General features: G+C 63.3%; 26 protein-coding genes and 2 tRNA genes. 18 read left to right on the top strand and 10 right to left on the bottom strand.

Features of this window, described 5'->3' with window-relative positions; translation table 11 throughout:
- Positions 1–41: 41 nt before the first annotated feature.
- The 6 genes from hemA to AC0QUY_RS20935 form a co-directional block, all read right to left on the bottom strand.
- Positions 42–1,271 (bottom strand): 5-aminolevulinate synthase, encoded by a 1,230-nt coding sequence (gene hemA / locus AC0QUY_RS20960; RefSeq protein ID WP_161850445.1) that lies wholly within the window; start codon positions 1,269–1,271, stop codon positions 42–44.
- Between the two features lie 285 nt (positions 1,272–1,556).
- A complete protein-coding gene (locus AC0QUY_RS20955) occupies positions 1,557–2,213 on the bottom strand; it encodes a HEAT repeat domain-containing protein (RefSeq protein ID WP_161850444.1) in 657 nt (218 codons plus the stop codon).
- 15 nt (positions 2,214–2,228) lie between these two features.
- A complete protein-coding gene (locus AC0QUY_RS20950) occupies positions 2,229–3,290 on the bottom strand; it encodes an MBL fold metallo-hydrolase (RefSeq protein ID WP_161850443.1) in 1,062 nt (353 codons plus the stop codon).
- Positions 3,291–3,549: 259 nt separating this feature from the next.
- Entirely contained in the window at positions 3,550–5,676 is a 2,127-nt protein-coding gene (locus AC0QUY_RS20945) for a methyl-accepting chemotaxis protein (RefSeq protein ID WP_475388192.1), read from the bottom strand.
- Positions 5,677–5,899: 223 nt separating this feature from the next.
- Positions 5,900–6,625: an outer membrane protein gene (locus tag AC0QUY_RS20940; RefSeq protein ID WP_161850441.1), complete on the bottom strand. Its 726-nt coding sequence runs from the start codon at positions 6,623–6,625 to the stop codon at positions 5,900–5,902.
- A 222-nt stretch (positions 6,626–6,847) separates the two neighbouring features.
- Entirely contained in the window at positions 6,848–7,168 is a 321-nt protein-coding gene (locus AC0QUY_RS20935; RefSeq protein WP_161850440.1) for a helix-turn-helix domain-containing protein, read from the bottom strand.
- A 102-nt stretch (positions 7,169–7,270) separates the two neighbouring features.
- On the opposite strand from AC0QUY_RS20935, the gene AC0QUY_RS20930 reads away from it, so the two are divergent.
- Positions 7,271–7,504 (top strand): hypothetical protein, encoded by a 234-nt coding sequence (locus tag AC0QUY_RS20930; RefSeq protein WP_475388191.1) that lies wholly within the window; start codon positions 7,271–7,273, stop codon positions 7,502–7,504.
- Positions 7,505–7,510: 6 nt separating this feature from the next.
- Here AC0QUY_RS20930 and AC0QUY_RS20925 read toward each other — a convergent pair whose 3' ends face one another.
- Both AC0QUY_RS20925 and AC0QUY_RS20920 read right to left on the bottom strand, forming a co-directional pair.
- The gene (locus tag AC0QUY_RS20925) at positions 7,511–8,974 is read right to left on the bottom strand and encodes a GH1 family beta-glucosidase (RefSeq protein WP_475388190.1); all 1,464 of its coding nucleotides are present in this window, start codon (positions 8,972–8,974) and stop codon (positions 7,511–7,513) included.
- A gap of 12 nt (positions 8,975–8,986) precedes the next feature.
- Entirely contained in the window at positions 8,987–10,006 is a 1,020-nt protein-coding gene (locus tag AC0QUY_RS20920) for a glycoside hydrolase family 16 protein (protein WP_475388189.1), read from the bottom strand.
- A gap of 313 nt (positions 10,007–10,319) precedes the next feature.
- On the opposite strand from AC0QUY_RS20920, the gene AC0QUY_RS20915 reads away from it, so the two are divergent.
- Positions 10,320–11,306 (top strand): HD-GYP domain-containing protein, encoded by a 987-nt coding sequence (locus AC0QUY_RS20915; protein ID WP_475388188.1) that lies wholly within the window; start codon positions 10,320–10,322, stop codon positions 11,304–11,306.
- Between the two features lie 327 nt (positions 11,307–11,633).
- Positions 11,634–12,521 carry a hypothetical protein gene (locus tag AC0QUY_RS20910; protein WP_475388187.1) on the top strand — a complete coding sequence of 296 codons (888 nt, stop codon included), beginning with the start codon at positions 11,634–11,636 and terminating at the stop codon, positions 12,519–12,521.
- Positions 12,522–12,571: 50 nt separating this feature from the next.
- Here the strand turns inward: AC0QUY_RS20910 and AC0QUY_RS20905 are convergent.
- Positions 12,572–12,646 (bottom strand) — tRNA-Thr (locus tag AC0QUY_RS20905).
- Positions 12,647–12,978: 332 nt separating this feature from the next.
- On the opposite strand from AC0QUY_RS20905, the gene AC0QUY_RS20900 reads away from it, so the two are divergent.
- From AC0QUY_RS20900 to AC0QUY_RS20830, 15 genes are all read left to right on the top strand, one after another.
- Positions 12,979–13,179: a hypothetical protein gene (locus AC0QUY_RS20900; RefSeq protein WP_161850435.1), complete on the top strand. Its 201-nt coding sequence runs from the start codon at positions 12,979–12,981 to the stop codon at positions 13,177–13,179.
- Between the two features lie 79 nt (positions 13,180–13,258).
- Positions 13,259–14,965, top strand: a complete 1,707-nt coding sequence (locus AC0QUY_RS20895; protein WP_475388186.1) for an FAD-dependent oxidoreductase — start codon at positions 13,259–13,261, stop codon at positions 14,963–14,965.
- A gap of 29 nt (positions 14,966–14,994) precedes the next feature.
- Positions 14,995–15,306 (top strand): UBP-type zinc finger domain-containing protein, encoded by a 312-nt coding sequence (locus tag AC0QUY_RS20890; RefSeq protein WP_475388185.1) that lies wholly within the window; start codon positions 14,995–14,997, stop codon positions 15,304–15,306.
- Positions 15,307–15,383: 77 nt separating this feature from the next.
- Positions 15,384–15,599, top strand: a complete 216-nt coding sequence (locus tag AC0QUY_RS20885) for a hypothetical protein (RefSeq protein WP_475388184.1) — start codon at positions 15,384–15,386, stop codon at positions 15,597–15,599.
- 566 nt (positions 15,600–16,165) lie between these two features.
- Positions 16,166–16,678 (top strand): hypothetical protein, encoded by a 513-nt coding sequence (locus AC0QUY_RS20880; RefSeq protein WP_475388183.1) that lies wholly within the window; start codon positions 16,166–16,168, stop codon positions 16,676–16,678.
- Positions 16,679–16,800: 122 nt separating this feature from the next.
- Positions 16,801–17,625, top strand: a complete 825-nt coding sequence (locus AC0QUY_RS20875) for an alpha/beta fold hydrolase (protein ID WP_475388182.1) — start codon at positions 16,801–16,803, stop codon at positions 17,623–17,625.
- A 12-nt stretch (positions 17,626–17,637) separates the two neighbouring features.
- A complete protein-coding gene (locus AC0QUY_RS20870) occupies positions 17,638–18,297 on the top strand; it encodes an NAD(P)H-binding protein (protein ID WP_475388181.1) in 660 nt (219 codons plus the stop codon).
- A gap of 212 nt (positions 18,298–18,509) precedes the next feature.
- Positions 18,510–19,799, top strand: coding sequence for a UDP-N-acetylglucosamine 1-carboxyvinyltransferase (gene murA, locus AC0QUY_RS20865; protein WP_475388180.1), 1,290 nt, complete (start codon positions 18,510–18,512; stop codon positions 19,797–19,799).
- A gap of 75 nt (positions 19,800–19,874) precedes the next feature.
- Positions 19,875–20,327: a DUF2948 family protein gene (locus tag AC0QUY_RS20860; RefSeq protein ID WP_475388208.1), complete on the top strand. Its 453-nt coding sequence runs from the start codon at positions 19,875–19,877 to the stop codon at positions 20,325–20,327.
- 161 nt (positions 20,328–20,488) lie between these two features.
- A complete protein-coding gene (gene hisD, locus AC0QUY_RS20855; RefSeq protein WP_475388179.1) occupies positions 20,489–21,784 on the top strand; it encodes a histidinol dehydrogenase in 1,296 nt (431 codons plus the stop codon).
- Entirely contained in the window at positions 21,781–22,284 is a 504-nt protein-coding gene (locus AC0QUY_RS20850) for a UPF0262 family protein (RefSeq protein WP_161850425.1), read from the top strand. Before hisD ends, AC0QUY_RS20850 begins: the two co-directional genes overlap by 4 nt.
- An 83-nt stretch (positions 22,285–22,367) precedes the next feature.
- Complete coding sequence (locus AC0QUY_RS20845) at positions 22,368–22,832, top strand: arsenate-mycothiol transferase ArsC (RefSeq protein WP_161850424.1); 465 nt, start codon at positions 22,368–22,370, stop codon at positions 22,830–22,832.
- 293 nt (positions 22,833–23,125) lie between these two features.
- Entirely contained in the window at positions 23,126–23,749 is a 624-nt protein-coding gene (locus AC0QUY_RS20840; RefSeq protein WP_025588490.1) for a Maf-like protein, read from the top strand.
- Entirely contained in the window at positions 23,739–23,933 is a 195-nt protein-coding gene (yacG, locus tag AC0QUY_RS20835; protein WP_161850423.1) for a DNA gyrase inhibitor YacG, read from the top strand. Before AC0QUY_RS20840 ends, yacG begins: the two co-directional genes overlap by 11 nt.
- A gap of 137 nt (positions 23,934–24,070) precedes the next feature.
- Positions 24,071–24,146, top strand: a tRNA-Phe gene (locus AC0QUY_RS20830).
- A gap of 61 nt (positions 24,147–24,207) precedes the next feature.
- On the opposite strand, the gene AC0QUY_RS20825 is transcribed toward AC0QUY_RS20830, so the two are convergent.
- Positions 24,208–24,858, bottom strand: a complete 651-nt coding sequence (locus AC0QUY_RS20825; RefSeq protein WP_475388178.1) for a glutathione S-transferase family protein — start codon at positions 24,856–24,858, stop codon at positions 24,208–24,210.
- Between the last annotated feature and the right edge of the window lie 33 nt (positions 24,859–24,891).

Raw genomic sequence — 24,891 nt, 5'->3', positions numbered from 1 at the left:
CGCGCTACCGGCCCAATTAGCTGGGATTAGCAGGGGTAGGGTTACTCGGCCGCGAGCGATTTCTGCTTCACGGGCAGGCCGAGGCGGTCCCAGACCTGCAGCAGCGCTTCGGCGAGCCCGTCGATCAGGCCGTCGTCGTGGTAGGGCGAGGGTGTGATCCTTAAGCGCTCGGTGCCCTTGGCGACCGTCGGATAGTTGATCGGCTGGATGTAGATGCCGTGCTCTTCGAGCAGGAGGTCGGATGCCTGCTTGCACTTCTCGGGATCGCCGACGAACAGCGGCACGATGTGGGTGTCGTTCGACATCACAGGCAGGCCGGCCGCATTGAGGATCGCCTTGACCCGGGCGGCGCGGTCCTGGTGGCGCTCGCGTTCCCAGTTCGAGGCCTTCAGGTGGCGGATGGCAGCCGTCGCGGCCGAGCAGATCGCCGGCGGCAGCGCGGTGGTGAAGATGAAGCCCGGCGCATAGGAGCGGACCGCGTCGACGATCTCGGCCTTGCCCGCGATGTAGCCGCCGAGGCAGCCGAAGGCCTTGGCGAGCGTGCCTTCCAGCACGTCGATGCGATGCATGACACCGTCGCGCTCGGCGATGCCGCCGCCGCGCGGGCCGTACATGCCGACCGCATGGACCTCGTCGACATAGGTCATGGCGCCGTATTTCTCGGCGAGATCGCAGATTTTGGCGAGCGGCGCGACGTCGCCGTCCATCGAGTAAAGGCTCTCGCAGGCGATCAGCTTGGGCCGATCGGGACCTGCCGCAATCAAGAGTTCTTCCAGATGCGCGAGGTCGTTGTGGCGGAAGATCTGCCGCTCGCAGCCGGCCTGGCGAACGCCCTCGATCATCGAATTGTGGTTGAGCGCGTCAGACAGGATCAGGCAGTTCGGGATGAGTTTTGCGATCGTCGAGATGCCGGTCTGGTTCGAGACATAGCCCGAGGTGAATAGCAGCGAAGCTTCCTTGCCGTGCAAATCGGCCAGTTCCTGTTCGAGCTGCACCAGCGGATGATGGGTGCCGGCGATATTGCGGGTGCCGCCCGCGCCGGTGCCGACACGCGTCGCGGTTTCCACCATGGCGCCGACCACCTTGGGGTGCTGGCCCATGCCGAGATAGTCGTTGGAACACCAGATCACGACGTCGCGCTTGCCCTTCGGCGAGTGCCAGACCGCATGCGGAAAACGGCCGGCAATCCGCTCAAGATCGGCGAAAACGCGGTAGCGCCGCTCGTCATGCAGACGGTTGAGGGCGGTTTGGAAAAATTTGCTGTAATCCATCACAAGACCTGGAACGGAACCGGCCGGGTTGGCGTGAGGCCTTTTTAGAGCCTTTCCAGCTTTGATGTCTATGCGATTTCCCACATTTCCGCGCGCCTCCGGGATGCTACTTAGCCGGCGCAAATGTTGACCGGGATCAAGGCGCTAGGCGGGATTTGCACTTTCGGTATTTCGCTTCCGAAAATGCAAGGCGCCATTGCGCGTCAGGTGGTGCGGAACCGCAATATGTCGTCCGTGACCTCGCAGGTCAGCCGGCCCCTCGCCAGCATGTAGTTGACGTGACGATCAGTTCGCCGACGGTTGGCTACGGCGTGCAATCGCCTGGCTGGCGTGCGCAGCGGCTCTTCGGACGTGACCGTCTCGATCATCCAAGAGGGGTGCCAGGAGCGGCAAGATGTCAGATTCGCCGTGAGCCCCCGCCAGTTCGCAAGCCCACGAGCGATGCCGCGGAAGCTTATCACGGAAAAAGTCAGCGAAGAGCACACGCCAATTTTCACCGTGAGGCTGCTGCCTCAAGGCCGAGGCAGCTTGCCGCCGAACGGAGATTTCGGGATCTTTCTTGTATATTTCGAGGACGGCCTGAAAGTCTGCGTCATCCCAAATCACGGACAGAGCTCGTAGCGCGCTCTCTCGCGTGGACGCCGCTGGCTCTGCCAGCAGGGGAAGCAGCAGATCATGCGCCTCGACCAACTTCCATTGTTCTACAACCGCACAAGCTGTGCGCCTGACATACTCAGAAGAGTCACGAAGCGCGCCAAGAACGCTTGCGGTCAGCTCGCGCCCGCGCGCGTGCCTTCCGATGATCTCCAAAGCTGTGCGACGCAGAAACTGATCGCTTGCCGTAGTCAACTTTTGAAGGGTATCCATCGCCTCGACATCGTTTCGCGACGCCAGATTGCGAATATCCTCGTGCGTCGTTGGCTGCGTTGGTTCGGTGGGCATGATTGCCTCACGAATTCAGGTGGTGCGGAATCGCAGTATGCCGTCTGAGACCTCGCAGGTCAGGCGCCCCTCGACCAGCATGTAATTGACATGCGCGACCAGCTCGCCGGCGGCAAAGCCCATCTGGTGCTCGTCCAGCACGTGCTTGTGGAACACGACCGGCACCAGCTCCTTGGAGGTCTGCGGCACTTCCCGGCAGGCTTCCGCGATCAGGCGGCAGCGGTCCTCGTGATGATCGGCAAGCTGCTTGATGCGGGTCTTCAGCCCATAGAACGGCACGCCGTGGCCGGGCAGCACCATCACGTCATAGGGCAGCGTGGTGGTGAGGCTGGCGAGCGAGGCCAGATATTCCCCGAGCGAATTCTGGTCGGGCTCGACCGCCCAGACGCTGACATTGGGCGAGATCTTGCTCAGCACCTGGTCGGCGGAGAGGAACAGCTTGTCGGCGGCGCAATACAGCATCACTTGGTCGAGCGCATGGCCGCCGCCGGTGATGACCTTGAAGCGCCGCGTGCCGATCACGACCTCGTCGCCATGCGAGATGCGGCGATAGGACGGCGGCAGCACCGAGACCCGCTTCAGATAATCCTGGCCGCGGCCGAGCAATTTGTCGGTCAGGCTCTCGTCCATGCCGTGTCGGCGGAAGAACAGCCGCTGCGCGTTGCGCCGCTCCTCGGTGCCGCGGTTCTGGTGATAGACCGATTGCAAATATTCGACCTGCGACATCTGCAGCGGGCAGTCGAAGCGCTCGGTGATCCACCCGGCAAGGCCGACGTGATCGGGATGCGAATGGGTGACGATCAGCCGCGTCACCTTCACGTGCCGGAGCGGCCCCTCGAACAGGGCGGTCCAGGCCGCGATGGTTTCCTCATTGCCGAAGCCGGAATCGACCATCGCCCAGCCGTCGCCGTCGGCCAGCAGGTAGATGTTCACATGGTTGAGCCGGAACGGCAGCTTGAGGCGGACCCAGAGCACGCCGGGCACCACCTCGACGACCTGATCGTGGCCGGGATGGCTTTCGAAGGGGTATCGCAGTGCCTCGGCCGAGGACTGCACCGTGTCGGTTTTCGAATGCATGCTACCGGCTTAGCGGTAGAGGCGGCGCCGCGCTAGCCGAAAAGAGCGATGGCGGTGTCCGCGCGCCCCTGGGGGAACGCAAGGCGCCGGGCTCAAATGCATGAGTTTACGGCGCAATCCCGTGCCACCGGGCATGGCCGACGGTGGCGCATGCCCCCGATGCTACGCGGTGTGCCCGGCTACTTTGCATGGGGTTGTTTTCGCATTTTTTGTCGGCCAGGCTGGCGGCGGCGGCGCCGCCGCCGCCCGGCACACTCGGCTACGCCGCCCGGATATTCGACAGGAACGCGTCGATTTCCGCGCGCAGCACGTCGGCCTCGCGGCGCAGCGCGTCGGAGGCGGTCAGCACTTCGTCGGCGGCGGTCTCCGCCTGCGCCGAGGCGCTGGAGACGCCGACGATGTTGTTGGAGACTTCGCTGGTGCCGCCGGCGGCGTGCTGGATGTTGCGCGCGATCTCGCGCGTCGCCGCACCCTGTTCCTCGACCGCGGCCGCGATCGCAGTCGTCACCTCGTTGATCTCGGCGATCGTGCTGCTGATGTTGCGGATCGCGGATACGGCGCTTTCCGTCACCGTCTGCATGCTGACGATCTGCTGGCGGATCTCGTCGGTGGCCTTTGCCGTCTGGTTGGCGAGGCTCTTCACTTCGGAAGCGACCACCGCGAAGCCGCGGCCGGCATCGCCGGCGCGCGCCGCTTCGATGGTGGCGTTGAGCGCCAGAAGGTTGGTCTGCGAGGCAATCGTCTGGATCAGATCGACCACCACGCTGATCCGCGCTGCATTGTCGGCAAGTCCCTGCATGGTGGCGTCGGTGGCGCCGGCGTCCTGGACCGCCTTGCGGGCAATCTCCGACGAGGTGATGACCTGACGGCCGATTTCCTCGATCGAGGAGGACAGTTCCTCGGTGCCCGACGACACGGTCTGCACATTGGCCGAGGTCTGCTCGGCGGCGGTGGCCACCGCGGTCACCAGCGCGCTGGATTGATCGGCGGTCGCCGACATGCTTTGCGCCGTCGACTGCATCGAGCCCGCCGCGGTCTGCAGGCTGTCGAGCGCCGTGCGAACGGTGCTTTCGAACTCGACGATGCGGGCTTCCATGCGGTTGGCGCGCTCGGCCTTGACGATGCGGTCCTTGTCCTGTTCGGCGGACAGCGCGCGGCTCTGGATCATGCTCTCGCGGAACACCTGCAGCGAATCCGCCATGACGCCGATCTCGTCCTGGTGGTGGGTCTGATAGACCTGCGTTTCGAGATCGCCGCTGGACAGCAGTTGCATCGAGTGCTGCAGGTTGCTGATCCGCCGCAGGATGTTGCGGCCGACATAGAGCCACACGAACAACACCGAACCGACCAGCGTCATCATGCCGAGGGCGAGCATGACCATGGTGCCGAACGAGATATCCTGACGCGCCTGCCAGGCGGCAGCGTTGGTTTCCTTCTGCACGGCGTCGACCAGTTGCTGCACGCTGATGCCGAGACCGACATTGAGCTTGCGGGTTTCCTCCAGAATGGTCTGGCCGTAATCGTCGGCGTCCAGCTCCTGCTGGCGGACCTTGAAGACGCCGGTCTTGCCCTCGGCGAGCGCCAGCAGGTCCAACGTTGCCTTCCGGACGACATTCATCGCAGTGGTCTTCGGCAACTGCTCGGCATTCGCCTTCACGCGCGCCTGCGCAGTGCGGAATTCCTTGCCGATGGTCTCCAGCGTATCGCCGTTGGTCGCCGACAGCGCGGCGATCATGTCGAACGCCATCATATTGCCGCTGGCGGCGATGTCGGCGAGCTGGTCAGCCGTCTTGTGGGCCTTGATGGCATCGGCTTGGGAAAAGCTAGGGGCGGCGTAGATGCTGTAGAGCTCGGTTTGGGCGTCGATCGCGGCTGGGCCGGCGGCGGAAATGAAGCGCCTTTGCGCCTTGCGCACGGCCTCGTACAGTCTTTCATGCTGGGCGGCCAGTTCAAGCCGCTCCTGCGCGGCCGAGCTGAGGCTCTTGATCACCTCGTCGAGGTTTTTCATGTTCTCGGTGAGTGCGGCAACCACCGCCTTGTCGGCGCCGAGCTCGACGATCTCGCCGAGCTTCTGCAGCGCGACCGTCTGGGTCTCCTTCATTTTCCGGGTACGATCGCTCAGCGCCTGCTCGCTGCGCGCGGCCAGCACCGCCGGTCCCTGGCTGGCAAGGCTCGCGCTCTGCGCCGAAAGTTGCAGGCTGGCGGCGAGGCGGGGAATGTCGCGTCCGCTCAAGTCCACCATGGTCCCGCCGAGCCGCCCGAGCATCAGGCCGGCGCCGGCCGAGATGACGATCGCCATGCCGGCGATGACGGCGAATGCGGCAAACAGGCTGCCCCTGACGCCGAAGCGAAAACCCTTGTCTCGCAAATTCGATTGTACCGCCATCTGCCCGCTGCCCCGTCTACGCTACCTTGGGATGTTTCCTCGCGCGGCAGTATCGCGATACCCGGTTAACAAGTTTGGAAAAACGGAACGTTTTTCGCCATAATTTTAGTTGTGCGGCGTTTTGCTGCGGATTTTTCCGGGGACCGGAAAACCGCAAGGCGCAGAACGAAAACAAAAAGGCCGGCGTGAAAGCCGGCCTTCTGCAATTCGCGGTTGAAAGCGCTCAGTAGCGTGCCACGACCGGGCTTGCGAAGTTGAAGCGATAATTGACGCCGAGCTTCAAGGTGTGGTCGTCATTGTGGAAGCTTCCGAACGGCGCCAGCGCGACGGGGCTCACGAAGCGGCTGCTGCCGAAATCGTAATACATGTACTCGCCTTTGACCGACCAGTTCGGGGCGACCATGTATTCGAGGCCGGCGCCGACAGTCCAGCCGTTGCTGTGATTGCCGTCGAGCAGGAAGGCGATTGGCACGCCGCCGAGCGTCACCCGCTCGCTGTTGTCGGAATAGGCATAACCGCCTTTGACGTAGATCAGGCCCGGACCCCAGGTGTAGCCGATGCGGGCCGTGATCGAGCCGAGGCCGCGCTGATCGTTGGTATAGACGTAGCCGCCGGGGAAGGTGGCGGTGAGGTTGTTCTTGCCGAGCCAGGAATACTGGCCCTCGGTGCCGAGCACCCAGTTCGGCGCGAACTGCCAGTCGAGGCCGGCCTGAACGCCGCCGAGCAGGCGGGCGCGGGAATCGCTCAGCACCGTGCCATTGAAATCGTTGCTGCCGCTGAAGGCGCCGCCGATATGGCCGCCGAGATAGAAGCCGGTCCAGTTATAGAGCGGGGCCGCATAGGCGGGGGGCGTCTTGTAGTAGGAGCGCCCGCCGAGATCGGCGCCCAGGGCGGGCGCGGCGGCGGTGAGGGCGACGAAGGCCACGAGGGCTGCGAGGATCTTCTTCATGGTGTTGGTCTCCGAAAACCGTTCGGCGACACCCTCGTGCGGGGCATCACATGGCCACGGACTTAGACTGCATTTATCTAAAATGCTGTCACTCCGAGGTGACAGCGGGCTGTAACCCAACCCATTGGCCGACAAACGTTTTTTGTACTTAATGAAGGCCTAATCAAAGGTAAGCAAAGGCTTAATTTCGGTAAGTCTCTACCGCTTCGGAGCAAGCTTTGCTTAACCAATGCGGCGGCGCACGTCGCTGCGCATCTGCTCGCGGAAGGCCTGCCGGCGGGCCGGGCGGTCTTTCACCGGCACGTCGTGGCGGTCGAACACGTTGAACATTTCGAGGATCGGATAGTGGTCGCTGGCCATCGCCAGGATGCGCAGCAGTTCGGCGACCGGCCCGGTCGGACCGGTGATCTCCCATTTGCGGATGGTGTCGGCGCCATCAGCGGCCGGCAGTCCGCAGAGCTTGGCCATGTCGGCCACCGACAGCGGCTGGCCGATGGCCTCGCCGAGATGCTGTCGAAGTTTCTTCAGTTCGGCCCCGGTCACGGCTTCTCCATTACAAATCGACCTCTGTGAAGTGCGTCACATACCAGATCAGGCGTGGGGTCTATACGCAGCCTATTAGGTTTCCTGATGAGGAGGGTAACCATGCGCCGATTACTTGAAAGCCTTACACCCGAGGCCCGCGAGATTTATTGGAAATTGGTCGGCGGCATGTTCGCTCTTTATGTCGTGCTGATGTTCACGGCTGCAGGCATGTTTCTCGGTCACGAATCTTCGCGCAAAGTCGCGCAGCAACCCGTCACGACTGTGGCAACCGACGTCGAGCAGCGCTCGATCTCCGAAGGCTCGGCGCCGCTGCGGCAAGCCGCGCGGTATTGACAGCGTTCAGACGCCGATCGCGTTCCGCGCCACCACGTCGCGATAGAAGGCGACGCTGAGTTTCGGCGTCCGCCGCTGCGTCTCGAAGTCGACGTGATAGAGCCCGAAGCGCTTCTCGTAGCCGAAGATCCATTCGAAATTGTCCATCAGGCTCCAGAGGAAATAGCCGCGCACCGGCACGCCCTCCGACGTCGCGCGCTGCAATTGCCGCAAGTAGTTGCGCAAGTACATGATGCGATCGAGGTCGTAGACCTGGCCGTCGGCGCGAAGCTTGTCTTCCGACGAGGTGCCGTTCTCGCTGATATAGATCGTCTCGATATTCCAGACCTTTGCCGCCAGCCGCGGCGCCCAGTAGATCGTCTCCGGGCCGACGCGCAGCCATTCCGAATTCATGTGCGGGAATGAGGCGGGGAAGGGCAGCACGCTCCAGCCCGGCGCCTTGTCAGAAGCGGCGATATAGAATTGCGGCGCGTAGATGTTGAGGCCGACGAAATCGTTCGGCTGCGAGATGATCTTCAATTCGGCATCGGTGAATTTCGGTGCGTTCTTGCCGGCGAACTGCAGGAAGCCGTCGGTGTACTTGCCTTCCAGGATGACGCCGAGGAAGCCTGAATTCAATTCGCGCGTCGCGATCTCTGCGGCGCGGACGTTTTCCGGCGTGTCGAACGCCGGCACGCAGGCCGCGATGTTTTCGGCCGGCCCCACCTTGGTGCCTTTGCGCCCATGGGCGCGGATCGCCTGCACGGCAAGGCCATGCGCCAGCGCCACATGGTGGCGGACCTGATTGACATCAGCGTCCGGCAGCTTGAGTCCGGGGGCATCGACGCCCCAGCCGTAGCCGAAATTCACGAACCTTCCGGCCTCGTTGATCGTGAAGATCGATCTGACGCGATCACTGATACGCGCCGCCACAACGCCGGCGTAATCGCCGAATGCCTTTGACGTTTCGCTGGACCGCCAGCCGCCGAACTTGTCCTCGAGCGCCTGCGGCAGGTCCCAATGATAGAGCGTCGCGTAGGGCTCGATGCCCTGCCTGAGCAGTTCGTCGATGAGGCGGTCGTAGAAGTCGAGGCCCTTGTCGTTCGGCTTGCCGGTGCCTTCGGGAAACACCCGCGGCCACGCGATCGAAAACCGGTAGGCTTTTGCGCCCACTTCCCTGATCAGGCCGATGTCTTCCTTGTAGCGGTGATAATGCTCGTTGGCGCGGTCGCCGGTGGTGCCGTCCTCGATCTTGCCCGGCGTGTGGGAAAAGGTGTCCCAGATCGAGCGGCCGCGGCCGTCTTCATTGACGGCGCCCTCGATCTGATAGGACGAGGTGGCGGTGCCCCACACGAAGTCTTTCGGAAAGCTCGCCGGCGCGGGCCGGTCGGCTGCTGCTTGCGCGGCGGCTTCAGCCGGACGCGCCGCCATGCCAAGGGCGGACAGGCCCGCCAGCTTTGCAAAATGCCGGCGCGAGAATTTTCCGAACATCATGGTCTCCGGTCAGCGTTCGTCGATCTGGTAGGCGGATATCCTGTCGATCTCGAATGCGACAATATTGGGAGATTCGCCGTCGACGAAGCCCACGCCCTCGAGAGTCTTCGAGCCCATTGCAAGGTTCACGATCATGTACATGGGTTCGTGGAAGCCGACCGGGACCTTGATCTCGGAGACCGGCTGTCGGTCGATGAAATAGGTGATGCGATCCGGCTGCCACAGCACGCCGTAGTCGTGGAACGCGGTCGGGGCGTCGGGCACAATGAAGTCAAACCCGCAGCGTTCCACGCGCTGCGTCTCCGGTATCCGCCAATGCGTCGTCATCACGATGTCGCCCGGCCGCTGCCCGCGGCCCTCCATGATGTCGACTTCGGGCGGCCAGCCGCCGTCATCGGCCAGCATCCAGAACGCCGGCCACACGCCGGTGCCGACCGGTACCTTGGCGCGGATTTCGAAGTAGCCGTACTTCTGGGCAAACCGGCTCTGGGTCGTCAGGATGCCCGAGATATATTCATTGTTGAACAGCACGGCCTTCAGCGACGGCGGGGTGCGGCTGGCTGTGATCGAGAGAATGCCGTCGCTGACCTTGAACGGATCGAGGCCGAGCGGCGTCGTTTCGCGTCCGCCATAACGCGGATCGACATAGATCTGCTGTTCGCCATTATAGCTGGTCTTGCGCCTGAAATCGGACCCCTCGCCACCCCAATAACGCGCTTCCGGCCAGGCAGCGCCGCCGGCGTAGTAAGACGCCCATCTACCGTCCGTTAACGGATGCGCGTCGAAATCGTCGTGAAAGGTCCGGTGCAGTGCTACCGATGCGAAGGAGGCGGCGTTCGGCGCCTCGACGCGACGGCATTTTTCGCCGAGGATGGCGGTTGCGACCTGCAGCGTGAGTTTCGTGGTCGCGCCGGCGAGATCGGCCTGCGCGGATGCCGGGCCGGCGGCAAACAGGCAGCCGACCGAGAGCAAAGCATACAGCGTCGATCTTTCGGTTCCCGAATTGTTTCGAGACGACAGATCACTCACTGACGATGTCCTCGATTTCTGTCTTTTGAGGCCGAACCGCGTCCCTCAGTTGGGGTACGTAGTTATACGAGGTAGCCGCTTAACGGCAAGGTAGCCCCGATGTCCAACAATGAGATACGTTAAAACTACCTGATGCTGATGGCGCCGAGTGTGGGCTCGGCGTTCCGAAACACCGGCAAGATTGTTCAATTTTTCTTTTCTGTTCTTCAGCGTCGAGGGACGATTTCTTTAATATTCGTACGTACGGACCTTTCTCGAGATGCTCGTCTATTTTGTCACAGACGAACCGACGAAGTTGCCTGCGATTCGAGCCATGCTCGAGCCGCAGCATGCCGTCGTCCCCTGGCTGCTGGGCGGTGACGGCACTCGGATCCGGTCGCACGGCGTGCTGATGGTCGACGTCGACCTGCGGCAGATGCCGCGCGTCGACCAACTCAGGTTCATTCTGCGGGACCTCGCCGGGATCCCTGAGAAGCTGTTCGTCGTTCACAATCTCTCCCGTTCGATGGTGGCGCAGGCTCATGCGCTCGGCGCGACCTCGGTCATTTCGCGCCCCAAGGAAGCCATTCTCAAGGTTGCGCAGATCGAAGCGGCGGAAGCCGCGGCGGACAACGCCGCGGCTCCGGGATTGGATATGGACGAAGGCGTGGCAGCCTTCGCCTCGATGTTTTCGAATGTGCGTCTCGGCAAGCCGGTGCAAGTCGCCGATGCGAAGCGTGCGACGTCGAAGATCATCAACCGCGTCGGGCGGGACGGATTGTCGACATGGCTCGACGAGGTGCGCCGCTATCACGAGGGCACGTTTCAGCATTGCCTGCTCGTCACCGGCGTTGCGGTCGGCTTCGCCCTCGATATCGGCTTCTCCGGCGCCGACGTATCGCGGCTCGGGCTGGCGGCGACCCTGCATGACATCGGCAAGGCGCGCATTCCGCTGGCGATCCTCGACAAGCCGGGCCGCCTCGACCCTGAGGAGGAGGAGATCATCCGGCGGCACCCCGTGATCGGATATGATCTCTTGAAGGGCGTAGCCGGCATCACTCCGGAGATTCTGGACGGTGTGCGGCACCATCACGAATATCTTGATGGTTCCGGCTATCCGGATGGGCTGAAAGGCTCGGAGATTTCCGATCTCGTCCGGTTGCTGACGATCTCTGACATCTTCGCCGCCCTCATCGAGTCGCGGCCCTACCGGCCGCCGATGCCGCGGCCCGATGCCTACCAGATCCTCTGCGGCATGGATGGCAAGCTGGAGGGATCGCTGGTCAAGGCGTTCCGCAACGTCGCGCTGGGCTCGGAATAAGCCAGCGGGAGCACAAGCCGCGCTGATTTTCCTGATTGCGGCTGAACCACGATCTACGCCGGCCCGACCAATTCTTCGCCACAGATAAGCGCATGGCGCCTCGCTGCTCCGCACCGGACCGTCGCAGTCCGTGTTGAGCGGGTTAGCTGCTCGCTATCATTCCCGCGGTGGAGAGCCGAAGCCATGAATGTCAGCGGTCAGGATATCCATCAAACGCTGGAATTCAGGTCAACCACGGCCATCGTCAGGCTGCTGCCGACCGGTCTCCTGCTGATCTTTCTGGGTCTCCTGATATATGCGCTGGTCGATCTCGACCGCGAGCCGTGGATGATCGTCGGAATCGTCCTCTGCTGGGTGCTCGGCGCTGGCTTGGTTGCTGTTACGCTCTGGCGACGCTCGAATCCCGGCAAGCCATTATTTACGCTTTCGCCCGCGGGCATCCACTACCGGATCCCTTTCGTCAAGGAGGTCCTGATCCCCTGGCGCGAAATTCAGGCTATAGGCACGATCGATGTTGAAGCGACGTACTGGTCGTTCTTCCAATTTGGGTACGCCGCGACACGCCATCTATTGGTCCTGCGCGACGTCACCGTGGTTCTGCTTTCGAAGTCATTTTACGACCAGCGGATCTTCGTCGACTCGCCCATCCTGCGCGGCCCCGGCTGGAGCGCCAACTTCATCCCCAAGGGCTCGCAGGTCCAGATGGCCTTGCACCACGAGCTCGTGTCGGTCGAGCCAAAGGCGCTCCGCGAAGCGGTCGAGGCGCGCTGGCTTGCCTTTCGCGATACGCCGGCCGCCGAGCCGGCAAGAACGAGCGTGCCAAGTGTGGTGTCAAGTGTCGGGTCAAGTGCGACGGCATCGCCGGGCACTCAAAATGTTGCGAAGGCCATCATGGCTCCCACCGCGCCGAAGCCGGACGTTGTGGCGATGGGAGAAAACCCAAGGGCCATCTCGCGCTGGGACACCGTCAAGATCACTGCCCTGCTGATCGGCATCGCCGTCGTGCTGACCAATCTCACCGGGCTGTGGCAGATGCCGGGGCAGGCGCAGGAGCGTCAGGCCCGCGCAGAAAAAAGCGCAAAAGCGCGCGAGCAACAGAAATACTGGGCGGAGACGGTCAAACGGCAGAAGGAGGAAAGCAAGAAGCTGGAAGCCGAGGCCAGGGAGCGGCAGGAAAGATTCGAGCAGGATATGCGACGCACCTTTGGCCGGTAGGCGCGGACGGCTGAGAACAGTAATAAGACCTCGGTTATCACTGGAAGGAATGGTGCTGCCAGACAGGATTGAACTGTCGACCTCTCCATTACCAATGGAGTGCTCTACCACTGAGCTACGGCAGCATGCCCGGTATCTCTGGGAATCGGCCCAAACGGCCTCCCACTAGGCGGCCGGTTCTTGCCACAAGGACCCCTCTGGCGCAAGCACGCGGGCAGGCCGGGAAGGGCCCAAAATCGTCAAAAATTGCCGTGGTGGCCGGCGAACCCCTTCAAAACGATCAACTTCCGGCCAGTCCGGTTCCCCGGAGCGTCGAATCATGGTCGCGTCTGCAATTGTCTATCGGCAGGTATACGGTGGTTGAGGCGAGGGACAGCGAAACGCACTATGTTCCGGCGGCAGCGGGCGGTGGGTTGGGCTGCCTCTGTTTCGAGCAAGGATATTCGACGGATTGGCGATGACGGGCGATCAAGGCAAGGGCGCGGGCAAGACGGCTGCGGATGTGAAGGATTCACGACGCGACCGGCTGAAGCTGGCGCTGCGCGAAAATCTCAAGCGGCGGAAGTCGCAGGCGCGCGGGCGTAGCGATGGCGGCGCATCTTCCGAAAGCCCCAATGCCTCCCTAGATGACGCCAGCGAAGAAAAGACGGGCCAGTAGTGGAGAGGGGAATTCCCCGATCGCTCGCCGGGCGGCCTGACGGCTCATCGCACAGACCTTGTTACTTTGGGTGGCGATCATGAGTGCAGACACCACGGCTGGTCCGGCGACCGGCGCGGCGACCAACGCGTTTCCACGTTACGAGCAGACATTTCCGGCGCTGACGCCTCCCGAAATCGAGCGCATGCGCCGGTTCGGCGAGCTGCGCAGCTACAAGGACGGCGAAGCCCTGTTCGAGACCGGCAAGCAGGGGCCCGGCATGTTCGTTGTGCTGTCAGGCGATGTCGCGATCACCCAGCGCGACGGCCTCGGTCATGTCACGCCCATCATCGATCAGGGGCCGGGGCAATTTTTGGCCGAGATTGGCCAGCTTTCGGGCCGTCCCGCACTGGTCGACGGCCATGCCGAAGGCGATGTCGAGACGCTGTTGATCCCGCCGGATCAATTGCGGGCGCTGCTGGTCGCGGAAGCCGAACTTGGCGAGCGGATCATGCGGGCGCTGATCCTGCGCCGGGTCAGCCTGATCCAGGGCGGCGCCGGCGGCCCGGTATTGATCGGACCGCCTTCGCTCGGCGACATGGCGCGGCTGCAGAATTTTCTGGGGCGTAACGGCCAGCCCTACCACGTTCTCGATCCCGCCACCGACAAGGACGCCGCCGACCTCGTCGCGCGCTATGCCAGCTCGCGCGCCGAGCTGCCGCTGGTCGTGATTGCCGACGGGCGGGTGCTGCGCAATCCGTCGGAGCCGGCGATCGCCTACGCGATCGGCATGATCGGTGACCACAATCATGAAAAGCTTTACGACGTAGCGGTCGTCGGCAGCGGCCCGGCGGGCCTTGCCACCGCCGTCTATGCGGCTTCCGAAGGATTGTCGGTCGCGGTGTTCGACTCGCGGGCGTTCGGCGGCCAGGCCGGCGCCAGCGCCAGGATCGAAAACTATCTTGGCTTCCCGACCGGCATCACCGGCCAGGCACTGACCGGGCGCGCCTTCACCCAGGCGCAGAAATTCGGCGCCGACATGCTGATCCCGGTCTCGATCAATTCGCTCGATTGCAGCCGCCCCGATGGCGTCTTTGCGCTGGCGACCGATTGCGGGAAAACGATGCGCGCCAAATCCGTCGTGGTGGCGAGCGGCGCGCGCTATCGCCGGCCGGAGATCGAGAACCTCGCGAAGTTCGAAGGCCGCGGCGTCTGGTACTGGGCCTCGCCGATCGAGGCCAAGCTGTGCGTCGATCAGGATGTCGTGCTGGTCGGCGGCGGCAATTCCGCAGGGCAAGCCGCGGTGTTCCTGTCTGCCCACGCGCGCAAGGTCTACATGATCATCCGCGGCGGCGGGCTCGGCGCCAGCATGTCGCGCTATCTGATCGAGCGCATCGAGGCGACCCCCAACATCGAATTGATGTTCAATACCGAAGTGGTCGGCCTCGAAGGCGACGCCGAAGCGGCGCTGACGCGCCTGCGCTGGCGCAGCCGCCTCGCCCCGGAAGAACACACGCTCGATATCCGTAACCTGTTTCTGTTCGTCGGCGCCGATCCGGCAACGACATGGCTCGAAGGATGCGGCGTCATGGTCGATCGCGGCGGCTTCGTGGTGACCGGCACGCAATGCACCCAGAAGGACGGGCGGTCCGCCTCGCCGCTGGAAACCTCGGTGCCCGGCGTGTTCGCCGTCGGCGACGTGCGCTCCGGCTCGGTCAAGCGCGTCGGCGGCGCGATCGGCGAGGGCGCGCAGGTGGTGGCGGCGCTGCACGGCTTTCTCGCTGATGCCATGAAGCCGGCGCTCTAACTTCATCGAGACGCGTGAGGAGTGAAGCGGTGACCAAAAAGGGCTGCAGCCATATCGCCGGCATTCAAACGGTGACGCCGAGCGCGCTCGGCTGCGAGGAGTGCCTGAAAAGCGGAAGCCAGTGGCTGCATTTGCGGATCTGCCGCACCTGCGGCCATGTCGGCTGCTGCGACGATTCGCCCAACAAGCACGCGTCAGCGCATTTTCATGCCACCGGCCATCCCGTGATCGAAGGCTACGATCCGCCGGAAGGCTGGGGCTGGTGCTATGTCGACGAAGTGCTGTTCGATCTGTCGCGCCGCAAGACGCCGCATAACGGTCCGATCCCCCGCTATTATTAGGGCGTGTACTGATAAAGCCCGATAGAGAGCAACCCAGTGGCGGCGATAGCCTGTAGCGCGAAGCTAGGATATCGGCCGTGATGATGGGTCCCTTTCCAATCCTTCAAGTCGTTGGCGGGCTGATTGGCGGATTTAGTGGCTTTGCGGTTGGCTACCAACTCTTTTCGCTACGAAACCCGGACCTTGGTTGGCTTGCCCGTCAACTGCGCTCCCTTGGCGCACTGGCAATCATGGCTATTGGTATGATGCTCGGGCAAATCAGCGGCCTCTTTTTACACAAGCTGTTAGCGTGATGGCTAGAACACCAACCGACCACGAACTACGCCACGTAACTCGTTCCGGCAGCTCCTGGCCCTAAGCCGCCGATCTTCAAAGCGGTGGCTAATCAGCTCCTTGAGAGAAGCGGACAAGAGTTCTCGCGGCCAGATACTTCCGAGTCTCACCCATAGCGGACAAAGAGACGACTCTATGGAATAGTCGCAACGGCCGTTTCGCTTCCCCCATCCGAAAATCCCTCGGGCACTTGGAGCGTCCGCGATGACGGCGGCAGGAGTCAACTCTACCAGAGCCAACCGACTACCGCATCTGGCCCCCGGCGGACATGCTAACGCGCGTCTGACTGATGTCGCTTTTCGGGGCGTAAGAGCCGAATTCATGAGTACACTCTAGATCTAACTCTTCAGCGCTGGCGCTGCCCGGTTTATGACAGCGGTGCAAAGATTTCGTGCATCATACTACTTTCGTTGATGCGTCATTTATTCACGCACATGCCTGCCCTGACGAAGCTGCACGCGATGCGTGTGGAAATTTTCGATGATGCATCGTAACCTCTGGAACATTTCCAATGGCGGGGGCGCACATGATTTTAGGTATGAGCTTGGCGACATTCGTTCTCGTGCATGTGGTCATCAGCCTGATCGCCATCGTTGCGGGCCTTGTCGTGATGTTCGGGATGCTCGGCTCGAAGCGGATGCCGGGCCTAACCGCGATCTTCCTTCTGTTCACGATCCTGACCAGCGTTTCAGGGTTTCTGATTCCGCCGCTGCTGTCCGAGAAGCTGCTGCCGTCGCATCTTTTCGGCATTGTCTCGCTGGTGCTGCTGGCGATCGCCTGTTTTGCGCTCTACGCCATGAAGCTTAGCGGCGCCTGGCGCTGGATCTACGCGCTGACCGCCCTGGTCTCGCTCTATCTCAACGTCTTCGTGCTGGTGGTTCAGTCGTTCCTGAAAGTGCCGGCGCTCCACGCGCTGGCGCCGAGCGTGCCGCCGGCCGAGCCGCCGTTCGCCGTCGTCCAGGGCATCGTGCTGGTGTTCTTCGTCGTCGTGATCATCGGTGTGCTCAGGCGATTCCGCCCGGCGCCGGCCTACGTCTGACCCGATTTCGTCATTCCGGGGCGCGCGTCAGCGCGAACCTGGAATCTCCATCTCATCCGGATTTCGCATCCGCGCGATAACGCGTGTCCCGGAATGACCGCATCACAAGAGGAGAATTCGTAATGCCCACCATATCAACCAAAGACGGCGTCGAGATCTTCTACAAGGATTGGGGCAAGGGCCAGCCGATCGTGTTCAGCCATGGCTGGCCGCTGTCGGCCGACGACTGGGACGCGCAGATGCTGTTCTTCCTGAACAACGGTTTTCGCGTCATCGCCCATGACCGCCGCGGCCATGGCCGCTCCAGCCAGGTCGCCGACGGCCACGACATGGACCATTATGCCGACGACCTCGCGGCGCTGACGGCGCATCTCGATCTCAAGGGTGCCGTTCACGTCGGCCATTCCACCGGCGGCGGCGAGGTGGTGCATTACATCGCCCGCCATGGCGAGAGCCGGGTGGCGAAGGCTGCGATCATCGCCGCGGTGCCGCCCTTGATGGTGCAGACGGCGGCCAATCCCGGCGGCCTGCCCAAACAGGTGTTCGACGATTTCCAGGCGCAGGTGGCGGCCAATCGCTCGCAGTTCTATCGCGACGTCGCGGCCGGTCCGTTCTACGGCTACAACCGGCCGGGCGCCAAGCCGTCGGAGGCGGTGATCCAGAACTGGTGGCGTCAGGGCATGATGGGCGGCGCAAAGGCGCATTACGACGGCATCGTCGCCTTCTCGCAGACCGATTTCACCGAGGACCTCAAGAAGATCACCGTGCCGGTGCTGGTGATGCATGGCGACGACGACCAGATCGTGCCTTATGAGGACTCCGCACCGTTGTCGGCAAAACTTCTGAAGAACGGCACGCTGAAGACCTACAAGGGCTTTCCGCACGGCATGCCGACCACCGAAGCTCCCACCATCAATGCCGATTTGCTGGCGTTCATCAAGGGATGAGCGGAGCCTGACATGAAAGCGATCCTGTTCGGCGCCACCGGCATGGTCGGGCAGGGCGTTCTGCGCGAATGCCTGGTCGATTCCAATGTTGAAAGCGTGCTGGCGGTCTCCCGCAGCCCGGCCGGGGTGCAGCACGCCAAGCTGCGTGAAATCCTGCACGACGATTTCACGGATTTCTCGAAGATCGAATCCGAGCTTACCGGATACGACGCCTGCTTCTTCTGCCTCGGCGTCTCCTCGATCGGCATGGATGCCGAGCGCTACCGGCATCTGACCTACGACGTCACCATGGCGGCGGCGACCACGCTGGCGCGGCTTAACCCCGGCATGGTGTTCACCTACGTCACCGGCAAAGGCACTGATTCAACCGAGCAGGGCCCGCTCCGACGGGCGCGGGTCAAGGGCAAGACCGAGAACGATCTGCTCAAGCTGCCGTTCAAGGCGGCCTACATGTTCCGGCCGTCCGGCATCCAGCCGCTGCATGGCGTCAGGTCGAAGACGGCGTGGGTGAATGCAGTCTATGCCGTCACCGCGCCCTTGCTGTCCTGGATGGTGCGAGCCACGCCGAACCACATGACGACAAGCGAACAGCTCGGCCGCGCCATGATCAAGGTGGCGCGCGACGGCTATCCGACGCCGATCCTGGAGAGCGCGGATATTAATTCGATTTAGCTGGATGTCATTCCGGAGCAGCCCACAGGGCTGAATCCGGAATCTCAAGGTTCTCAGGGGCGCAAGGGGCGCGCCCCATGGTTCGCTCACGTCGTGAGCGCCCCGGAACGACTGCCGTTGGCTTCGAGCCCACCCCATCAAATCGCCGCAAAGATCGCCGCTTCTGCCGTGGACGCACGCGCTCATAATTTGTGCGTCGAAAGGGGGATGGCATGGACCGCATTCGTATCGTCGGCGGCAGCAAGCTCAACGGCACCATTGCGATCTCGGGCGCCAAGAACGCCGCCCTGCCGCTGATGATCGCAGGCCTGCTCACCGAGGAAACCCTGATCCTCGACAACGTGCCGCGGCTGGCCGATGTCGCGCAGTTGCAGCGCATCCTCGGGAACCACGGCGTCGACATCATGTCGGCCGGCAAGCGGCCGGGCGACCGCGCCTATCAGGGCCAGACCCTACACATCTCGGCCGCCAATATCATCGACACCACGGCGCCCTATGAGCTGGTGTCACGGATGCGCGCCAGCTTCTGGGTGATCGCGCCGCTCGTGGCGCGGATGCATGAGGCGAAAGTTTCGCTGCCGGGCGGCTGCGCCATCGGCACGCGCCCGGTCGATCTTTTGATCATGGCGCTGGAAAAGCTCGGCGCCGAGCTCACCATCGACGGTGGCTATGTGGTGGCGAAGGCGCCGGGCGGCCTGCGCGGGGCTGCGATCGATTTTCCCAAGGTGACGGTGAGCGGAACGCATGTGGCGCTGATGGCGGCGACACTCGCCAAGGGCAGCACAATCATCACCAACGCCGCCTGCGAACCGGAAATCACAGACGTCGCCGACTGCCTGAACAAGATGGGCGCGCGCATCACCGGCGCCGGCACGCCGCGGATCGTGGTCGAGGGCGTCGAAAAGCTGCACGGCGCGCGGCATACCGTGCTGCCCGACCGGATCGAGGCCGGCACCTATGCGATGGCGGTCGCGATGACCGGCGGCGACGTACAGCTTTCCGGTGCCCGTCCCGAACTATTGCAGTCGGCGCTCGATGTGCTGACGCAGGCCGGCGCCGTTATCACCGTCAACAATGACGGTATCCGGGTCGCGCGTAATGGCGCCGGCATCCGCCCGGTGACGGTATCGACCGCGCCATTCCCGGGCTTTCCGACCGATCTGCAGGCGCAATTGATGGCGTTGATGGCCTGCGCCGGCGGTTCCTCGCAGATCACCGAGACGATTTTCGAGAATCGTTTCATGCATGTGCAGGAACTGGCGCGGTTCGGTGCGCGTATATCGCTGGATGGCGAGACCGCGACCATCGACGGCACGGCCAAATTGCGCGGCGCGCCTGTGATGGCCACCGATCTGCGGGCATCGGTCTCGCTGGTCATCGCGGGCCTTGCCGCCGAAGGTGAAACCATGGTCAACCGGATCTATCATCTGGATCGCGGTTTCGAGCGGCTGGAGGAAAAACTTTCGGCCTGCGGCGCGTCGATCGAGCGCATCAGCGACTAGAGCATGATCCGGAAAAGCGGGAACCGGTTTTCCGAAAAAGATCATGCCCAAACATTAGCGAAGGACTTTTTGGGAATGCCGGCGGACCTGCTCAAACTGATTGCGCTCGACGCCGACGATCTCGCGGTGATCTCCGCCCATGTGCAGGACGCCCGCGTGCTCGCCGCCGACATCGTCTGGCGGCAGGACGAAAAGCGGCTGGTGGTCGGCATGAACCGGCTGGACTGGGAGCAGACACTGTCGGGCGGAACCGAACCGCGCCGCTCGATCGCGGCACTGCGCTTCGACCGCGTCCTGGCCTGCAAGTCCCGCAATATCGATCTGGACCAGCCGGATGCGGTGCTGGAACTGGTCGGGATCGAATTCCACCCCGCCGAGCCCCCGGGCGGCAGCGCGCTGCTGCTGTTCAGCCATGGCGGGGCGCTGCGGCTCGACGTCGAATGTCTGGAATGCGAGCTGACCGACCTCGGCACCGACGATATCGGCACCAGCGACCTCGCCATCGCGCCCCTGGGGCCGGAGGGGTGAGGTGAGGGGAAGTCATTCCGGGGCGCGAAGCGAACCCGGAATCTCGAGATTCCGGGTCTGGTCCTTGCGGACCATCCCGGAATGACGGTCCCACAGGGTTGACGGCCCTTGGCCGCCGCGCCATTGAGCATGGACCTTTCGATCTCGCCCAGAAAGCCGCCATGCCCGTTCGCCTGGATACCAGCAGCGCCGATTTCGAGCCCAAATTCAAGGAATTCCTCGCCGCCAAACGCGAGGTTTCGGCCGATGTCGAGCGCGCCACCAGGGCCATCGTCGACGACGTGGCCGCGCGCGGCGACGCCGCCCTGATCGAGGCGACGAAAAAATTCGACCGGCTCGAGGTCGACGCCGCCGGCCTGCGCGTGACCGCGGCCGAAATCGATGCCGCGGTGAAGGCCTGCAATCCCAAAACCGTCGATGCGCTGAAATTCGCCCGCGACCGGATCGAGGCCTTCCACCGGAGGCAACTGCCGAAGGACGAGCGCTTTACCGATGCGCTGGGCGTCGAACTCGGCTGGCGCTGGAGCGCGGTCGATGCGGTCGGCCTCTACGTGCCCGGCGGCACCGCGGCCTATCCGTCCTCGGTGCTGATGAATGCGGTGCCGGCGAGCGTCGCCGGCGTGTCGCGCGTGGTGATGGTGGTGCCCTCGCCCGACGGCAAGCTCAATCCGCTGGTGCTGGCTGCGGCCTATCTCGGCGGAGTCTCCGAGATCTATCGCGTCGGCGGCGCGCAGGCAGTGGCGGCTTTGGCCTACGGCACGGCGACGATCGCGCCGGTCGCCAAGATCGTCGGCCCGGGGAATGCCTATGTCGCCGCCGCCAAGCGGCTGGTGTTCGGCAAGGTCGGCATCGACATGATCGCCGGCCCCTCGGAAGTGCTCGTCATATCAGACGACACGGGTAACGCCGGCTGGATCGCCGCCGATCTGCTGGCGCAGGCCGAGCACGACGCCAGCGCGCAGTCGATCCTGATCACCGACAGTGCGGCCCTCGCGGCCGAGGTCGAGCGTGCGGTGGAGTCCCAGCTTGCGACGCTCCCTCGCGCCGACATCGCGCGGGCCTCGTGGAACGATTTCGGCGCCGTCATCATGGTGAAAAAGCTCGACGAGGCGGTCGAGCTCGCGAATGCCATCGCTGCCGAGCATCTGGAAATCATGACAGCGGATGCGGAAGCGCTGTCGGCAAAAGTCCGCAATGCCGGCGCGATTTTCCTCGGGCCCCATACGCCCGAAGCGATCGGCGATTATGTCGGCGGCTCCAACCATGTCCTGCCCACCGCGCGCTCGGCGCGGTTTTCGTCCGGGCTCGGCGTGCTAGACTTCATGAAGCGCACCTCGATTCTCAAATGCGGGCCGGACCAGTTGCGCGCGCTGGGGCCCGCCGCGATGACCTTGGGCAAGGCCGAGGGTCTGGATGCCCATTCACGCTCCGTCGGATTGCGCCTCAATTTGCCATGAACAAACCGCCACCAGACGATGATCAGCACAACCGCATCGTCGCGGTGACGCTCGACGAGGAATCGATCGGGCGTTCCGGTCCCGATATCGAGCACGAGCGCGCAATCGCGATCTACGATCTGATCGAGCAGAATTTGTTCGCGCCTGATGGTGCGGAGCAGGGGCCGTTCACGCTGCACATTGCAATTACCGGCAACCGCCTGATGTTCGACATCCGCCACGAGAACGGCACGCCCGTGGTGGCGCATCTGTTGTCGCTGACGCCGTTCCGCAGAATCGTGAAGGACTATTTCATGATCTGCGACAGCTACTACCAGGCGATCCGGACAGCTACGCCCGACAAGATCGAGGCGATCGACATGGGCCGCCGCGGCATCCATGACGAAGGCTCGCGCACGCTGCAGGAGCGGCTAAAGGGCAAGGTAAGAATCGATTTCGAAACCGCGCGCCGCCTGTTCACGCTGATCTGCGTGCTGCACTGGAAAGGGCAGGACGCATGATCCCGAAAAGTGCGCAGCGGTTTTCGGATAAGATCATGCGTAAAAATGAACGCATGATGTCGCGCAGCCGGATCTCGTAACGCATGGATGCGCCCGGCGCGCGCAACCCGCAGGCCGTGCTGTTCGCATGCGGGCTGAACAGCGTGCGTTCGCCGATGGCGGAAAGCCTGCTCAAGCAGATGTTCCCGCAGGCGCTCTACGTGAAATCCGCCGGCGCCAGGAAGGGCGAGCTCGATCCGTTCGCGGTCGCCGTGATGGCCGAACTCGGCCAGGATATTTCCGGCCACAAGCCGATGACGTTCGAGGAGCTCGAGGACTGGGAAGGGCTCAATTTCGATCTCATCATCACGCTGTCGCCGGAGGCCCATCACAAGGCGCTGGAGCTGACGCGCACCATGGCCGCCGATGTCGAATACTGGCCGACGCCGGACCCGACCGGCACCGAGGGCAGCCGTGACCAAAAACTCGCCGCCTATCGTGAGGTCTGCGACGGCCTGTTGATGCGCATCCGCCGCCGCTTTGCCAAGGTCGGGGCCGCGAGCGGGTAAAGCTCTTTCCGTCGTTCCTGCGAAAGCAGGAACCCCGAGCGTGAGCGCACTTGCGCTCATCGCGGCCCTGCGGTCGGGTAAGTCGAGAAAGTGCCAGCCACCCACTGTCATCCCCATGACAACCGCCTGTGGTTATGGGTCCCTGCGCCCCGTGCGCAATTGCGCACTAGGCAGGGACGACGGAGAGATTCGCAGTCGCAACAATCACTTGTTCCCCGGTTGTGGAAAGGAGTGCCTTCCGATAGGTTCCGCGCGCGCGTCCATCCGAATCCCAAAATCCCGACACATCAAGCATGCTTGGCCGTCCCAAACTCGTTCTTGCTTCCGGTTCGCCGCGGCGGCTCAGCCTGCTCAACCAGGCCGGCATCGAGCCCGACGCGCTACGCCCGGCCGATGTCGACGAAACGCCGAAGCGGGGCGAGCTGCCGCGCGCCTGCGCCAACCGCCTCGCCCGTGCCAAGGCCGACGCGGCGCTGAAATCGGTCCAGCTCGACGACGAGCTGCGCGGCGCCTTCATCCTCGCCGCCGATACCGTGGTCGCGGTCGGCCGCCGCATCCTGCCCAAGGCCAATCTGGTCGATGAAGCCGCGCAGTGCCTGCGGCTGTTGTCGGGCCGCAACCACCGCGTCTACACCGCGATCTGCCTGGTGACGCCGAAGGAGGCGTTCCGCCAGCGCCTGATCGAGACCAGGGTGCGTTTCAAGCGGCTCAGCGAGGACGACATCCAGGCCTATATCGGCTCCGGCGAATGGCGCGGCAAAGCCGGCGGCTATGCCGTGCAGGGCATTGCCGGCTCGTTCGTGGTCAAGATGGTCGGCTCCTACACCAACGTGGTCGGCCTGCCGCTCTACGAATCGGTCACGCTGATGGGCGGCGAGGGCTTCCCGATCCGGTTCGGCTGGCTCAATGCCAGTTGACGGCCCCAAGGAGGCCGGCGGACCCAAGCCGCCGCCAAAGCCTTGCCCGGTCTGCGGCAAGCCGGCCGACCCTGCCAAACTGCCGTTCTGTTCCAGCCGCTGCCGCGACGTTGACCTGAACCGCTGGCTCTCCGACACCTACGTCATCCCCGGCCGCCCCACCGACCCCGAAGACGCCGAATAAGGGATATTCCCCAATAACTTGGGGATGGGGCGCCAGCCGGGCTTGCCACGCCGAAGCCTTCGGCGAAGGCGGGTGGACAGGCGCTTCCGACCTCTCTATAAACCGCCCGCTCGGTGCGGCCTTTGGGCCTTCGAGATGCCCAGGTAGCTCAGTTGGTAGAGCATGCGACTGAAAATCGCAGTGTCGGTGGTTCGATCCCGCCCCTGGGCACCATCAAGCAGGCACCGATGCCAAGCATGCCTAACGGCTGAATTGCGCCCAGGGCAAATCTTTATCAGCCAGAGGATGCGGCGGTGAAAACCGCCAATTGAGCGTCGAAAGCACGCTTGAAGGCCGGCCGTGCTTCGCCGCGGGCGACATAGGCGGAGAGGTTCGGATATTTGTCCAGTAGGCCCGATCCGTTCAACCTGCGCAGCACCGTCACCATTAGTAGGTCACCGGCGCTGAACGCGCCATCGAGCCAGTCGGCATCGCCAAGCCGACGGGAAAGTTCGTCCAGCCGGCCACGGACGCGATCCTCGAGGATAGGCAGGCGCTGCTCGTACCAGGTCTTGTCGCGCTCCACGAGCGTGGCCATTTCGCGATCAACAATCGGCGGCTCCACCGTGTTAAGCGCGGCAAACATCCATGTGATCGCGCGCGCCCGGGCATTCGCATCGTCCGGCAGCAGGCCACTATGGCGCTCCGCGATATGGAACACGATCGCTCCCGACTCGAACAGGGAGAGATTGCCTTCTTCATATGTCGGAATCTGCCCGAATGGATGAAGCGCACGATGCGCGGGTTCCTTCATATCACTGAACGAAACAAGACGAACGTCGTACGGTTGACCTACTTCTTCGAGCGCCCAACGAACACGCATGTCACGTGCCTGTCCCTCACCGCGGTCGGGCGACCGTTCAAAGGCTGTGATGGTGGGAATCATTGTGGGCTCCGGGTGATTGCATGACGCTCTCGA

The sequence above is a fragment of the Bradyrhizobium sp. WYCCWR15520 genome (genome assembly GCF_056174665.1).
The sequence above is the reverse complement of the archived record's forward strand: the minus strand, read 5'-3'. Positions and strand labels throughout refer to the sequence as shown.

Bases quoted from the DNA above. Each gene is read 5' to 3' on its own strand.
- AC0QUY_RS20860 (WP_475388208.1), top strand. From the start codon at position 19,875: ATGCCGGCGGACCTGCTCAAACTGATTGCGCTCGACGCCGACGATCTC.
- AC0QUY_RS20825 (WP_475388178.1), bottom strand. From the start codon at position 24,858: ATGATTCCCACCATCACAGCCTTTGAACGGTCGCCCGACCGCGGTGAG.
- AC0QUY_RS20900 (WP_161850435.1), top strand. From the start codon at position 12,979: ATGACGGGCGATCAAGGCAAGGGCGCGGGCAAGACGGCTGCGGATGTG.
- AC0QUY_RS20915 (WP_475388188.1), top strand. From the start codon at position 10,320: ATGCTCGAGCCGCAGCATGCCGTCGTCCCCTGGCTGCTGGGCGGTGAC.
- AC0QUY_RS20955 (WP_161850444.1), bottom strand. From the start codon at position 2,213: ATGCCCACCGAACCAACGCAGCCAACGACGCACGAGGATATTCGCAAT.
- murA (WP_475388180.1), top strand. From the start codon at position 18,510: ATGGACCGCATTCGTATCGTCGGCGGCAGCAAGCTCAACGGCACCATT.
- AC0QUY_RS20875 (WP_475388182.1), top strand. From the start codon at position 16,801: ATGCCCACCATATCAACCAAAGACGGCGTCGAGATCTTCTACAAGGAT.
- AC0QUY_RS20895 (WP_475388186.1), top strand. From the start codon at position 13,259: ATGAGTGCAGACACCACGGCTGGTCCGGCGACCGGCGCGGCGACCAAC.
- AC0QUY_RS20930 (WP_475388191.1), top strand. From the start codon at position 7,271: ATGCGCCGATTACTTGAAAGCCTTACACCCGAGGCCCGCGAGATTTAT.
- yacG (WP_161850423.1), top strand. From the start codon at position 23,739: ATGCCAGTTGACGGCCCCAAGGAGGCCGGCGGACCCAAGCCGCCGCCA.
- AC0QUY_RS20950 (WP_161850443.1), bottom strand. From the start codon at position 3,290: ATGCATTCGAAAACCGACACGGTGCAGTCCTCGGCCGAGGCACTGCGA.
- AC0QUY_RS20945 (WP_475388192.1), bottom strand. From the start codon at position 5,676: ATGGCGGTACAATCGAATTTGCGAGACAAGGGTTTTCGCTTCGGCGTC.
- AC0QUY_RS20925 (WP_475388190.1), bottom strand. From the start codon at position 8,974: ATGTTCGGAAAATTCTCGCGCCGGCATTTTGCAAAGCTGGCGGGCCTG.
- AC0QUY_RS20840 (WP_025588490.1), top strand. From the start codon at position 23,126: ATGCTTGGCCGTCCCAAACTCGTTCTTGCTTCCGGTTCGCCGCGGCGG.
- AC0QUY_RS20880 (WP_475388183.1), top strand. From the start codon at position 16,166: ATGATTTTAGGTATGAGCTTGGCGACATTCGTTCTCGTGCATGTGGTC.
- AC0QUY_RS20940 (WP_161850441.1), bottom strand. From the start codon at position 6,625: ATGAAGAAGATCCTCGCAGCCCTCGTGGCCTTCGTCGCCCTCACCGCC.
- hisD (WP_475388179.1), top strand. From the start codon at position 20,489: ATGCCCGTTCGCCTGGATACCAGCAGCGCCGATTTCGAGCCCAAATTC.
- hemA (WP_161850445.1), bottom strand. From the start codon at position 1,271: ATGGATTACAGCAAATTTTTCCAAACCGCCCTCAACCGTCTGCATGAC.
- AC0QUY_RS20870 (WP_475388181.1), top strand. From the start codon at position 17,638: ATGAAAGCGATCCTGTTCGGCGCCACCGGCATGGTCGGGCAGGGCGTT.
- AC0QUY_RS20845 (WP_161850424.1), top strand. From the start codon at position 22,368: ATGGATGCGCCCGGCGCGCGCAACCCGCAGGCCGTGCTGTTCGCATGC.
- AC0QUY_RS20850 (WP_161850425.1), top strand. From the start codon at position 21,781: ATGAACAAACCGCCACCAGACGATGATCAGCACAACCGCATCGTCGCG.
- AC0QUY_RS20910 (WP_475388187.1), top strand. From the start codon at position 11,634: ATGATCGTCGGAATCGTCCTCTGCTGGGTGCTCGGCGCTGGCTTGGTT.